This window comes from Moorena sp. SIO4E2, assembly GCF_010671945.1.
Classification (GTDB): domain Bacteria; phylum Cyanobacteriota; class Cyanobacteriia; order Cyanobacteriales; family Coleofasciculaceae; genus Moorena; species Moorena producens.
Map to the genome: position 1 here is coordinate 1 of NZ_JAAHIE010000154.1, position 14,195 is coordinate 14,195.

Below are 14,195 nucleotides of genomic sequence, written 5' to 3' on the forward strand. Positions count from 1 at the left end.
CCTCACTACCTGACCAACGTTTGTCTCTCGGAAGACTATGTGATCAATAATCCCTACGATTCATCCCACCTATGAACCGGTTAGGTCAGGGTGGGATGATGACTTGGCAGGGTTGATGACGGTATAGATTAGCAGTAGGGGTGTACGAACTATCAACCTGCGATTGAAGCCAGGCTGATAGTTATAGGTGTTTTTTGTCTTTTTTTGTCTAACTAATAAGTGACAATAGATAAGCAACGGCGAATTGGAAGTCTTTTCAAGTAGATAACCAAAGCCGAAACTGTACTTGAAGCATGACAGTAGCCAGATTTTCTAGTGTTGATAAAGCAATCAAAAAAAGAAAAGTTGGCGATAGGGCATCCTGTGAGTAGTAAAACTTGCCGATATGTTGGATGAAGACTATCCACCGGTTGTTAAGCTAAAATGCAGGAAGCTGTTTGTATAGGCTAAATGCCAGTTTTTGCTGTCAAAACTATCAATGTAGAATTACCCAAGATATTAGTCAGGTGGGCATCAATAATTGGGATAAGGGTGGTTGACCACGGCGAAGTTGAAGACAAATTTCAGATAATCCGATTGATAGCTTGACACAATAAGCACGACTTGCTTCCTAACCAAAAAAAAGCCAAATGGTAGTGTAAGCAACTTCGCTTCCATTGCTTCTGCTCAATCGATTAAATCGATCGGGAAAATACAAAGAGCAACGTTTCCAACTTAGGTCAGGGCATTGAATCAAGGAATGAGTCACTACTCTACAGGGTGATCGAACCGTTGATCGTATTATTTATAGAATCATCAAGGGTGAACATCAAGGGTGATCGTTTCTAGTAATAACTATTATATATGAGTGCTCAGCTGGTAAAAGTGGCGACAGAAGAGTCACCAAACAAATCAAAACTTATTAGCCCCCAGGTGGAAAATCCCTCCCCCCCGCCCCGAAAATCTGCGAAAGCTTGGTCGCGGCTGAAACGCTTGGGGCAATATGTTGGGATAAACCCAGCATTGGTAGCGAGTTTGGCGGTAACTGGTTTAATGCTAGGGTCTAAGCACCTAGGAATGTTACAGTTTTTTGAGTTAAAGGCTTTCGACCGGATGATAGAGCTGCGACCAGCTTTACCACCCGATGACCGCCTCTTAGTAGTAGAGGTGACTGAGCCAGATTTAAAAGGCACAACAGCTCCAGGAGGGTCTTCAATCAAAGATGCTGTAATGTATGAGGTATTACAGAAGTTGGAGCAACATCAACCCGCTGTCATTGGTGTCGATATCTTTCGAGACAGTCCAGTAGAACCGGGTCATGGCGAATTTTCTGAACTACTGCAAAGTAGCGATCGCATAATCCCAATTTGCTATCGGGGTCAATCAGAAGCATCCAGTGTTGCAGCCCCCCCAAACATTTCTCAGCATCGTGTAGGCTTTGTTAATCTACTTGAAGATCCCGATGGAATCGTCCGGCGGGCTCCATTATTTTTTGACAATACCAGTGATAATACCAGCATCGTGGGTTGCACCACCAGATTATCATTCGGCTTTCAGTTAGCCCGAAGCTATTTGGAACAGCGGGGAATCAAGCCCGAAAACATCTCCCGAAAACAGATGAAGCTAGGAAAAACAGTCTATAACAAGATATCTCCTACTGCTGGAGGTTACCAAAAGGGAGATACGGGAGGCTACCAAATTTTATTGAATTACCGCTCTGCTGATCACCTTGCCGATACCGTTACCTTAACTAAGGTTCTGAATGAGGAGATTGAACCGGACTTGGTCAAAGACCGGATTGTCCTAATCGGGATGAATGCTCCTAGTATCAAAGATGATGACTTCTTAACACCCTACAGTTTTGCTCAAAAAGAAAGCAAGCATATGCAAGGAGTCATGATACATGGTCAAATCGTGAGTCAACTGCTCAGTGGCGCACTTGGAGAGGGAAGAGCACAGTTTTGGTTTTGGTCTGAGTGGACAGAAGGCTTGTGGATTTGGGGTTGGACACTAATAGGGGGCGTGTTAGTTGGGGTAAGCCGCAACACTCGACAGTTAGTACTATCTGAGAGTATTGCTCTAGGTATTTTGCTCGGAACATCCTACCTGCTATTTCTCAACTCAGGATGGATACCTGTTGTGGCACCTGCGTTGGCATTAATCCTTTCGGGTACTGGTGTAATGACTTACACCGGTTACAAGGCTAAACAGGAGAGCATAAAAGCAGAGCAAGAGCGCCGCAAAATTGAAGCCAAAGCTCAAGAACAGGAACAGAACTTGGCCTTGTTACAGGCGTTGTTGAAAGAACAAAACAAAACCATCTCCAGCACTAACACCAAAACTATACCGATACCACAAACCGATTTATCTCAAGAAGATGCCACAGCAATTTGGAACCCAACAGCTGGTGCAGACCCTGATGGCACATCGGTAGAGTACCGACCCGAACATAACCTCCTAGCTGGACGCTACCAAACCAAGCGTGTTCTTGGTTCAGGTGGGTTTGGTCTAATCCATTTAGCAGAAGATACTCAGCGACCTGGTTCACCCCAGTGTGTGGTCAAGCAATTGAAACCGGCTCGTAGCGATCCGCAATTCTTGAAAATTGCCAGACGGCTATTCCGCACTGAAGCAGAAATATTAGAAATCTTGGGTAATCATTTAAAGATTCCTCGACTACTAGCTTATTTTGAAGAAGATAAAGCATTTTACTTAGTGGAAGAATATATTCCCGGTCAGTCCCTGAGTGACGAATTGCCCGTAGATAAACGGCTTGGAGTAAAGGAAGTCGCGGATATCCTGAAAGATATTTTAGAAATTCTTGTCTTTATCCACAAATACGGCGTCATCCACCGGGATATCAAACCTGGCAATATTATCCGTCGTGAAACTGATGGTCAACTGGTACTAATTGATTTCGGAGCAGTTAAACAGATTAAAAGCCCAGAGCAGAGTCAGGAAGAAAATGCTACGGTTGCCATTGGCTCTCGCGGTTATGCCCCACCAGAGCAATTAGCGGGACACCCTAGTTTCAATAGTGATATTTATGCTTTAGGTATGATTGGGATTCAAGGATTAACTGGCATTCGTCCCTATCAATTGCCCATTTCTCCAGAAAGTGGTGAAGTGATCTGGCGTAATCTGGCAGATGTACCTGAAGAATTTGCCCAAATTATAGAAAAGATGGTAACCTATCATTTCGCTGACAGATACCAGTCAGCTGAGGTAATCCTACAAGATTTGTCCAAAGTGATTGGTGGGTGAAGCCATGGAGGAAAAAGGCAAGAGGAAGACTATGGAAAAAATACCTTTAACTATCACTACACCTATTACTGATAATATCCAGCAGATTCTTCAACAGTTAAAGCCTAATGTCCGTTTAATTGCAGTGAGCAAAACCGTATCTGTGGAAAAAATGCGGGAAGCCTATGGTGCGGGAATTCGGGATTTCGGAGAAAATCGATTGCAAGAGGCTTGTGCTAAGCAGGAGCAGTTAAAAGATTTAGAGGGGATTTCCTGGCATTTTATCGGTCACTTACAAAAAAATAAAGCTAAACTAGCTGTTCAAACAATGGACTGGATCCATTCCGTTGATGATTTAAAGTTAGCCCAGAGTTTAAATCGGCGGGCTAATGAGTTAAATAAACGACCTAAGGTTTGTTTACAAATTAAGATATTGCCCGATCCTAATAAATATGGTTGGTCTGTTGAGCAGTTATTAGAAACGTTACCAGAATTGGAAGCTTGCGATTCCTTAGATATTCAAGGGTTAATGACAATTCTTCCCTTGGAGTTATCGGAAGCTGAAATTTTTGATGCATTTGTAGAAGTTGCTAAATTCAAGGAACAGCTTAATCAAACAACTCAGTTAAATTTAAAAGAAGTGTCAATGGGAATGTCGGGAGATTATTTGCAGGCTATTAAAGCAGGAGCAACGATGATTCGCCTAGGAAGCAAGATTTTCGGAAAACGTGAATAATTTTTGAGCATTTTTAATGGTATTTTGCGCTGGGACCCCGGTCGGGTTTACCGAGAAGCGTCAACGGGCACCAATAAATCGGTCAAATTGGCTAAATACTGCAAAATTGGCTAGCCTTACCATACCTAAGACCAGACAATAAAGGAGGTCGGAGTTGGATAGGAATAGGTGCTCGAAGAAATGTTTAACTTGAACTTAGTGGACTTGGAAACAAATACTACAAATACTAGTGTAATTCTCATAGGTGATAGTGGCAACGATACTCTCAGCGGTGGCTCACAGGATGATACCCTCAAAGGTAGAGCTGGGGATGATATTCTCAATGGTCGAGGGGGTAATGACCGTCTTGAAGGGGAGGAGGATTCAGATGTTCTCAACGGTGGAGAGGGTAATGATACTCTGATTGGTGGCTCAGGGAATGATGTCCTTACTGGTGGACCGGGTCCTAGCTTTGGCTTGAGTTTGTTTGAGGTTAAACAGACATCTGATCATGATTTCCTCGACGGTGGCACAGGAAATGACACTCTCAACGGAGCAGATGGTAATGATACCCTAAAAGGCGGAGCTGGTGATGATTCCCTTTTAGGTGATGTTCGTAGACGTTTGACTGGAATTCCCATCAACTATAATCCAGGTCGTGACATCCTGGATGGTGGAGACGGAAATGATGTGCTCGAAGGTGGGGGTAGCAGTGATACTCTCATTGGTGGCACTGGCAATGATACCCTGATTGGTGATGGTGATGATCAAAATGTCTTTGGTGGTGGGAATGATTATCTAATTGGTGGCAATGGTGATGATTCTCTAGTAGGTGGCAACGGAAGCGATACCCTGACTGGTGGTCACGGATCTGATATCTTTAAGTTCACATTTACAAATCGTCCATTACCAATCTTCCCGCCTTCAATGCCTCCATCACAACCGCTACAATTTTCAAGGGGAATCAACATAACTGATAGTTTCCTATTGCCGAGGAACGATGACTCGGAAGTGCCACGACCTGAAAGCGGAATTGACAGGATTACAGATTTCAATGTCCAACAGGGAGATAGGATTGAAATTGTTAGTTTTGGGGAACTTGATATTGATCAAATCTCCTACAATAAAACTACAGGTGCTCTGTCTTTTGAAGAGCAACAATTTGCTCAACTACAAGCAGGTCTTGATTTCAGTCCAGAGCAGCATATTGATTTACAAGTCTTCCCTCCTCGTTCCTTTGTTACCGCTCCTCCTAGTGCGTTTTAGGCCAATTTAGTAATTGGTAATCGGTAATTGGTAATTGGATTAGGATTACCGATTACTAAAATCTTGATTGAATTTTGCCGAGGTCACTAGTTGTTAAGGTTTGGTTAAAATAGGGAATCATATCATAGTTTTGAACTATTTTGGATAAGTCTTCCAACTTCAAAATTATGGGATTCGATATAATGGGATGCTATGAAAGAGCCGCTACGCGAACGCATTCCCTAGGAACCCCCCCAATCTCCCCACACTTCCCACTCTCCCTCTAATTATAGGTATTAAACCTGACTTGATATTATTCCCTATTCCCTATTAATAATTTTATTCGGACAAGGAAGACCTTGCTCAAAGTTAGTAATATTAGATAGTGTAGTTTCAGCAATGTTATGGAGGGCATTTTCAGTTAAAAAAGCTTGATGAGCAGTAATGATTACATTAGGGAAAGTCAGTAAACGTTGAAAAATATCATCTTGAATGACTTCATTAGACAAATCCTCAAAAAACAATTCAGATTCTTCCTCATAGACATCCAGAGCGAGATAGCCAATTTTCTTGGACTTGAGGGCAGCGATAATGGCTTTGGTATCAATCAATCCCCCTCGGCTAGTATTAATGAGCATCACACCTGGTTTCATCTGCTCTAGAGCTTCGGAATTAATCAGATGATAGTTTTCAGTAGTTAAGGGACAGTGTAGGGTGACAATATCAGAGATAGCAAAGAGTTCAGCTAGCTCTACATACTTGACCCCTAAAGCTTGACAATCCGGGTTGGGATAGGGATCATATGCCACTAATTGACACCCCATACCATTGAGAATTTGGGCTACCACAACACCAATTTTACCAGTTCCCACAATGCCTACAGTGCGACCATGCATATCGAATCCCAAGAGTCCATCTAGGGAAAAATTTCCTTCTCGTACTCGAGAATAAGCACGATGTATCTTGCGATTCAGGGCTAGCATTAAGCCAATCGTATGTTCAGCGATCGCGTAAGGGGAGTAAGCCGGAACACGCACTACTATCATGTCCAATTCTGTCGCTTTTGTGACATCCACATTATTAAAACCAGCGCAGCGTAGAGCAATTAGACGAGTTCCCTGTTGCGCCAGCTTTTCCAACACTTGTCCGTTGAGGGAATCATTGACAAAAACGCATACTGCTGGACATCCTGATGCCAAAATAGTCGTTTGAGTATCGAGGTGCGGTTCAAAAAAAGTTAATTCATGACCATATTGGGAATTAACAGCTTCCAGAAACTGTCGGTCGTAGACTTTGGTACTAAAGACAGCGACTTTCATAGATGTAATGCCAAAACAAGCTTAATTAAATTTTAGATAAAAATTTAAAGACTAGGTTTAAAGAAAAGGTTAATTCTCTGGTAAGCATTTAACAGTTAGCTATCAGCGGTCATGTATAGCACTACCCATTAAGGTGTTTGACATTCCTAAACTCCGAAACTTAGTCATAGCTTACTTCTGACTTCTGACTTCTGACTTCTGACTTGCGCGTAGCGCTATAAATGCTTACCTTCTCTTTTATTTATTTGAAGTTTAACACAGATCAGTGGGAGAGATTGACACCAATTACCACAGTCTTAAATTAAGTTAAAGGATTAACAAATAATGAGTAGAGTGAGCTATAAACAATAGCTTGGATGCCTAGCAAAAATCATTGAGTCACATCTGGTTGCTTTGCAATCCGTTAATGATAGTTTTGATGCTCCCAGCTGTCAACAATAAAGGAAGAATTAATCTTCTCTATTGGATGACATTGTCTTGATGCAGAGCGCGAGTGGGGGTTTCCCCAAGACTAGGCTGCATCGCTGGATCAGGATTCTTAATTATCGACAAACGTAAATTTGTAAACCTCTTAAAGGAGATTTGTCCATGGCAACTGTCAAAGTGGGTATCAATGGATTTGGTCGTATCGGACGACTCGTATTCCGTGCTGCCCTCAACTACCCAGAAATCGAAGTGCTGGGCATTAATGACCTAGTTCCACCACAGACTATCGCCTATTTACTCAAATACGACTCAACCCATGGTCGTTTCAAGGGTACCGTAGAAGCTGAAGCTGATGGAATTGTGGTCAATGGCAAGAAAATCCCCTGTGTCTCAATTAAAAACCCAGAGGAACTGCCTTGGACGAAACTCGGTGTGGAATATGTAGTAGAATCTACAGGTCTATTTACCACCTATGATGGGGCTTCTAAGCATTTAGAAGCGGGAGCGAAGCGGGTGGTAATCTCTGCTCCGACTAAAAACCCTGATTTGGTTCCCACCCTGTTGATGGGTGTCAATCACAATACCTATGACCCGGGTATTGATACTATCGTGTCCAATGCCAGTTGCACAACTAACTGTCTTGCTCCCATTGCTAAAGTGATTAATGACAATTTTGGGCTAGCGGAAGGGTTAATGACTACGGTCCATGCCATGACTGCTACCCAGCCAACGGTAGATGGTCCAAGTAAGAAAGACTTTCGGGGGGGGCGAAGTGCTGCTCAGAACATTATCCCCGCTTCTACGGGTGCGGCCAAAGCTGTCACGCTAGTGTTACCGGAACTGAAAGGTAAACTTACGGGGATGGCATTACGGGTACCAACACCGGATGTATCAGTGGTAGATTTGACCTTCAGGACTCAAAAGGCAACCAGCTACCCAGAGATTTGTGCAGCAATGAAGGCAGCGTCAGTTGGGGCGATGAAAGGAATTTTGGGCTATACAGAGGAGCCAGTGGTGTCCACCGATTTTCAAGGGGACCCTCATTCAAGCATTTTCGATGCTGGAGCGGGAATGGAACTTAATTCTAATTTCTTTAAAGTTGTCTGTTGGTACGACAATGAGTGGGGTTACTCTAACCGCATGATTGACCTGATGTTATCTATGGCAGCTAAAGGTTAGGTCGCCCGTAGCAGCTAGCGCAGGGAAAGGAAAAATCACTAACTACTTTCCCTGACTAGAACCCGGAGAAGGGGAAGAGGCAGAACAGACTCGAAGAGACCGCAAGTTCGGAAAGACCAAACTTTCTGTTATCCCAGAAATAGTAAAGCAGATGCGATTGACCGTAGGTCACGCGGGGCGCGATTGGCCTACGGCCACGCTACGCGAACGCATCTGCTGACTAGGTTTGAAACTAATGAACTATTGGTGATTAAGTAAAGGAAAGTATTTTCCTTGCCGATACTCCCAAGTGATGCCCTCGGGATCCCGAGAGCGACTCCACTGGCTAAAGTTTGGTTCAGTGCGCATCCTCTTGAGTAACCTGTCCCCACAACGGAAGCGATCGCACATCTGTTTGACACTGTAGGGTTTTACTAAAATACCCTGGGATGACCCATTAGTCGTGGGAGTAGTCTCCTCGATCTCAGGTTCAAAGGTGGCTGGTGATTCCTGATTAACCTGATTAAGTAAAGGAAAGTATTTTCCTTGCCGATACTCCCAAGTGATGCCCTCGGGATCCCGAGAGCGACTCCACTGGCTGAAGTTTGGCTCAGTCCGCATCCTCTTGAGTAACCTGTCCCCACAACGGAAGCGATCGCAGATCTCTTTGACACTGTAGGGTTTTACTAAAATACCCTGGGATGACCCATTAGTCGTGGGAGTAATCTCCTCGATCTCAGGTTCAAAGGTGTCTGATGATTCTTGATGAACCTGATTAACCTGATCAACTAAAGGAAAATATTTTCCTTGCCGATACTCCCAAGTGATGCCCTCGGGATCCCGAGAGCGACTCCACTGGCTGAAGTTTGGGTCAGTGCGCATCCTCTTGAGTAACCTGTCCCCGCACCGGAAGCGATCGCACATCTTCTTCACACTGTAGGGTTCTACTAAAATACCCTGGGATGACCCATTAGTGGTGGGAGTAGTCTCATCGATCTCAGGTTCAAAGGTGTCTGATGATTCTTGATGAACCTGATTAACCTGATCAACTAAAGGAAAATATTTTCCTTGCCGATACTCCCAAGTGATGCCCTCGGGATCCCGAGAGCGACTCCACTGGCTGAAGTTTGGGTCAGTGCGCATCCTCTTGAGTAACCTGTCCCCGCACCGGAAGCGATCGCACATCTTCTTCACACTGTAGGGTTCTACTAAAATTAGCTCTGATGAAGATTTAGCAGGAGTAATCTTCTTTTTAGCAGAGGTAGCTGATGGAAATGCTGTGGTGATCTCGCCAGCTGGTAGAGCTTCGACGATATAATCTGCCAACGGCACCTCCTGGCTGTAAACCCCTTTAGTTGTGTGATACTTGATGATGCTTTCCCCGCTAAACCAATCTAGGGCTGTCCTCACAAAAAGCCACCCAGCTTGGGGGGACTTCTCCAGACATACTGGTGTCTTCTGACCACTGGTAAGATTAACCAAGTTGTGTGTTGGCTTGAACATCCCCTTTTCGGGTATATACAGCTCATCTTGCTGACGTTTCCGCCTCGGACTACATTCGAGACAGTATTTAGGAGGCTTACCAGGATAGCACTCACGAGTAGTCATATGATGGCATTTCGGGCAGAAAAAGGTAACTGGACGGGTATGGATCGTACGAGTATGAGCACGCACGATAAAGGTTTGAGAAGGCATAAGTGATCAACGTATCAATAGTTATCTAGCAACAGTTATCTAGCAACCTGAGTGTGATATAGTTGTTCTGGTGCCGACAGCAATTCTAGGTATATCCCTAGGCAGTACCTGCCGTAACTAGATCATCTCTATCATCTAGAGTCAGCATTTCTGCTTGTTTGATGATCTTAGGCAAAACTTCGTCAGCAATAACTAAACTCCTAAATAGTTAATACTGATCGCTTTTGCTCGCATCAGCTATTTTTGATAAAGTTTAGTATGGTGCTAACGTTACACAATAGCAGATTCATGCTAAATCCGTCAGACTACTAGAATCGAGATTAATATTTGATTGTGCGTACGCGCCATTGCGACCTTGCATTTGTGAGCCGATTTCCAACTCTCCTAACCCTCCAAAGTCCGAACTGTAAGCACCTGGGGTGGTGTCGAATCCGGGGGATAGAGAAAATCCACCTGTAGCTGCCTAACTTCTTCAGGGGCTAAATTCAACGTCACCAATGGATGCCCTGGCTGTCCTCGTCGCTGCACTAAATGCACATAGCGCGTCTGAGCCTTTCGATCATCATCATCATAATTTATTCTGAGTGTACCCCGAAAGAACACGTTTTCAACCCGTGGGTTCAAAAACAGCAGTCGATCAGTACCCCCCTCATCCTTCAATGGCGTTTGCAGCGATACCGTCACCGTTTGGGGTTGATTAGTAGTATTCTTCAATGGTAAAGTTATATTGTATTCTACCCCATAATTACTGTGGGCAAAGTAGGCCGTATCGGGATAGCGCCTTAACATCGGTGCACTTTGAATTTGCCCTGTACTCAGAGTAATCAGATGTAGGGTCCCCAACACATAAGAAAATGCCTGCCCGAGCTGAGGAATACTCAAATAGTTAACATTTGGATTATCTTGAATCAGCACTTGCCATTGAGAACCTTGGGAAACACCAGCCACCCGACCAAACACCGTCGGTTCTTGAGGTGGTTCGAGAGGAGTGGGTATCGGTCCACGGGGTTGAGCTAAGCTACCCGTATCCAGTAGGTTTTGCCATTCTGCTACCGTAGGTTCCCGATAAATCCCATTGCCATCACGAGGGGCTTTCATCGCTAAGTTAGCCAGATACACCATCCCATCACTTCGTAACCGCATCATGGTAGAACGACCATTGGAAGCTGGTGATCGTTTAACTGGAATTGGCTGATTCATTAACATCTGGCTTTGTTTTGCCTTCAGCACCAGTTTAGCGGGAAACATTTCTTTGAGAATTCCCCTGAGTACATCATTCATTGTCCGACTGCCAGGACCAGCATAGACTGTACCGTTGGGATTATCTACCATATCCGGCAACGAGATAAACGGTGCATCTGGGGTAGACAGATAACTCGCCCCTTGCAAGACGTCCACTGTAACAGGTGTGTCATTGGGATTATAAACTATCAATCCTTGGTAAAGGGGATGGGTTTCCGCCTGAGTCTCTGCTCTAGCAATATGGTGGCTAAAGATATCAAACCGTCCATTAAAGCCATAGTCAAGGTGGGCAGAAGCAACTTGTTTCCCTTCCGGTGAAAACGTAGACAGCAAAATTCCCTCACTTCTGACTAGTTCTGGACTATTGCTATTAAAGACAGGCACCTGATCCAATTGCCCTGGTAAACTACGAACATCATCAGGATAAACTTCCACTCCAGCAATATACTGAGGTGGAACAGCATAGATGTTTAACGCCCGACACAGCAAAGCCGCTACTTCACCACGGGTAGCACTCTGATTTGGTTTGACCTGTTTGATATTGGGATAGTTAACCACAATAGTATTAATTGCTGCGGATGCGATCGCATTTTTAGCATACTGGGGAATCTGGGTAGCATCAGTAAAATACCGTCTGATAGTTCCATCGGGATCTGACGGGATAGGGAAATTCTTTGCTCCTGCTAAAACTGCGATCGCTTGCACTCGAGAAATGGACTCATTGGGTTTAAATCGTCTGCCAGGATAGCCCGAAAAAAATCTTCGCTTGTAGGCATCTTGAATCACATTTTTGGCCCAATGATTACTAGGTACGTCCTTAAAACGAATACCACCCCGCTGAATCGGTGCTGAGGGAAAGGCATTCAGCATTAAGACGGCAAACTCAGCGCGGGTAATTCTAGAATTAGGACGAAATTTACCATCCGGGTAACCACTGACCAACTTACGATCCCGCAGTTGGTTGATACAATCTCTCGCCCAATGATTTTCCAGGTCAGGGAAAGTAGCGGTATTGGTCATAAGTAGTATGTAGTCTAAACTGCTTGAGTGTGGGTAACTAACTTGGAATTTTTTACTTCAAGCCCACGATCAGTTCTATTTATGATATTGTTGGTCAATTAACCGGGGTGTTATCCCCTGTAACAACATACTCAACATAGTCCTTATCTATGTTGCTAACATAAATTTCATAATAAAACAATAAAAACTACGATTGGTTCAATGACTGACAATTCTAAAATCCAAGACCAAGATGATTCGACCATAGACTCTTCCCAAGATAACCTAGAGGAAAAAGTTATCAAGCCATCAGTTCTAGGAACTATTCCGGTTGCTCCAGATGGGTTTAAGTCTGGCTTCGTGGCGATTGTAGGACGTCCGAATGTGGGGAAATCCACACTGATGAATAAACTGGTAGGGCAAAAAATTGCTATCACTTCGCCCGTGGCTCAAACCACCCGAAATCGGCTGCGAGGTATCTTGACCACACCGGAAGCTCAGTTGATTTTTGTGGATACGCCAGGGATTCACAAACCTCATCATCAACTGGGTAAGGTCTTGGTGAAAAATGCCCAAATAGCGATTGAGTTAGTGGATGTGGTGCTGTTGGTGGTGGATAGTACGGTGGAGGCGGGAGGAGGCGATCGCTTTATTGTTGATCTACTGAGCCATACTAAGACACCAGTAATTTTGGGTGTGAACAAATCAGATATACAACCTCGACACAGTAGGGGAGAATCAATCGATGCTAGTTATGCTAAACTAGCTACTGCTCAAGGCTGGGAAGTCGTAAAATTTTCTGCCCTGACAGCTGATCGCTTAGACCTATTGCAGCAGAAATTAATTGAACGCTTAGAACCAGGGCCATATTATTATCCCCCTGACTTCTTAACCGACCAGCCAGAACGGTTTATCATGGGGGAATTGATTCGAGAGCAAATCTTACTCCTAACTCGTGAGGAAGTCCCCCACTCGGTTGCTATTACTATTGATTTAGTAGAGGAGCAACCAAAAATTACCCGTATTTTTGCTACGATCAATGTAGAGAGAGACTCCCAAAAAGGTATTTTAATTGGAAAAAAGGGTAATATGCTCAAACAAATTGGTACTGCGGCTCGTCAACAACTTCAAAAGTTAGTTGCTGGTCAAGTTTACCTGGAATTGTTTGTGAAAGTAAAACCGAAATGGCGACAATCTCGCTTACGGTTATTAGAGTTGGGATATCGGGTTGAGAAGTAATAGTAAGTCTACTATAGCTATAGTATTTTTTGCTATGTAAACTTATGAGTGATAGAAATACAGATAAATTTTAAACTTGGTTCAAGAGCTAATTTTAATACTTAATCATTAACAATTAGTCTAAACTGCAAATACTTGTTCAACTGTCAAAGCTAACTCGGGAAATGTTTGTGATTCAATCTTTTTATTTCCTGTAAATTCTGTCAGATCATAAAACCCATCAACTAAACGCAAAACCGAAACCTTAGACTTAATTGGATCAACAATCCAATATTCAGGCACTTCCCGCACCGCGTATTCAGAACGCTTGTAGCGGTAATCATCTTGGGGATTACCTGCACTAACAATTTCTACTGCTAGTAGTGGTGCTGATTCCAGCACCGCTGATGACATGGAACTGATAGCTTGCCGCTGATTTTCTGAGATAATGACTAAATCAGGAATTCTAGATTTATTCTCAGCTGTGCGAACCCCAAGATTACCAGGCATAACAACCCAATCTAAACTAACCCTCTCAATTTCTCTATCAAATTGCTTGAATAAAAAAAGCATAATCAGGGCATGTAGTCCACTAGCAGGTGGCATAGCAATAAGCTCTCCATTAACAAGCTCATACTTGTAGTCAGTGTCATCATGGTAGGAAAGATAGTCTTCAAATGTGTAAAACTTTTTGGCAGTTTGAATCATTTGAGTTGCCTCCTAGAAAACCGTTTTCTTAGTGTAGTTAAGGTGGGTTTTGTAGACGGTTGACGGTTAACCGTCTACAAAAACCTATTGTAGGTTTATTTCTAGTGGTTTATTTATCTGAATCTACCGACTCTTCCTGGTCTGGGAGTTCCTGGTCTGGGAGTTCCTGCTCTTCGATTTCCTGCTCTTGATCTGAAATGGGAACCAAAGCAACCGCTGCGATCGCATCTTCATCATCTAACTTTTGA

General features: G+C 43.7%; 9 protein-coding genes. 5 read left to right on the top strand and 4 right to left on the bottom strand.

The annotated features are described in order from the left end of the window. Window positions 1–843: 843 nt before the first annotated feature. The 3 genes from F6K37_RS17195 (at window position 844) to F6K37_RS17205 (ending at window position 5,203) form a co-directional block, all read left to right on the top strand. A complete protein-coding gene (locus tag F6K37_RS17195) occupies window positions 844–3,243 on the top strand; it encodes a CHASE2 domain-containing serine/threonine-protein kinase (RefSeq protein ID WP_008177832.1) in 2,400 nt (799 codons plus the stop codon). A gap of 31 nt (window positions 3,244–3,274) precedes the next feature. Continuing rightward, window positions 3,275–3,958, top strand: coding sequence for a YggS family pyridoxal phosphate-dependent enzyme (locus tag F6K37_RS17200; RefSeq protein WP_044491833.1), 684 nt, complete (start codon window positions 3,275–3,277; stop codon window positions 3,956–3,958). A gap of 180 nt (window positions 3,959–4,138) precedes the next feature. Further along, window positions 4,139–5,203, top strand: a complete 1,065-nt coding sequence (locus F6K37_RS17205; RefSeq protein ID WP_008177828.1) for a calcium-binding protein — start codon at window positions 4,139–4,141, stop codon at window positions 5,201–5,203. Window positions 5,204–5,502: 299 nt separating this feature from the next. On the opposite strand, the gene F6K37_RS17210 is transcribed toward F6K37_RS17205, so the two are convergent. Beyond that, complete coding sequence (locus F6K37_RS17210) at window positions 5,503–6,501, bottom strand: 2-hydroxyacid dehydrogenase (RefSeq protein WP_008177826.1); 999 nt, start codon at window positions 6,499–6,501, stop codon at window positions 5,503–5,505. 588 nt (window positions 6,502–7,089) lie between these two features. Between F6K37_RS17210 and gap the strand changes: the two genes are divergently transcribed. Continuing rightward, window positions 7,090–8,106 carry a type I glyceraldehyde-3-phosphate dehydrogenase gene (gap, locus tag F6K37_RS17215; RefSeq protein ID WP_287251343.1) on the top strand — a complete coding sequence of 339 codons (1,017 nt, stop codon included), beginning with the start codon at window positions 7,090–7,092 and terminating at the stop codon, window positions 8,104–8,106. 240 nt (window positions 8,107–8,346) lie between these two features. Here gap and F6K37_RS17220 read toward each other — a convergent pair whose 3' ends face one another. Together F6K37_RS17220 and F6K37_RS17225 are read right to left on the bottom strand one after the other, a co-directional pair. Further along, entirely contained in the window at window positions 8,347–9,780 is a 1,434-nt protein-coding gene (locus F6K37_RS17220; RefSeq protein WP_287251345.1) for a hypothetical protein, read from the bottom strand. Between the two features lie 384 nt (window positions 9,781–10,164). Beyond that, on the bottom strand, window positions 10,165–12,042 hold the full coding sequence (locus F6K37_RS17225) for a DUF3370 family protein (protein ID WP_287251346.1): 1,878 nt from the start codon (window positions 12,040–12,042) through the stop codon (window positions 10,165–10,167). Window positions 12,043–12,243: 201 nt separating this feature from the next. Here F6K37_RS17225 and era point away from each other — a divergent pair, with 201 nt between their 5' ends. Continuing rightward, complete coding sequence (gene era / locus F6K37_RS17230; RefSeq protein ID WP_008177814.1) at window positions 12,244–13,260, top strand: GTPase Era; 1,017 nt, start codon at window positions 12,244–12,246, stop codon at window positions 13,258–13,260. Between the two features lie 120 nt (window positions 13,261–13,380). Here the strand turns inward: era and F6K37_RS17235 are convergent, their stop codons facing one another. Then, the gene (locus F6K37_RS17235; RefSeq protein WP_008177811.1) at window positions 13,381–13,947 is read right to left on the bottom strand and encodes a Uma2 family endonuclease; all 567 of its coding nucleotides are present in this window, start codon (window positions 13,945–13,947) and stop codon (window positions 13,381–13,383) included. Between the last annotated feature and the right edge of the window lie 248 nt (window positions 13,948–14,195).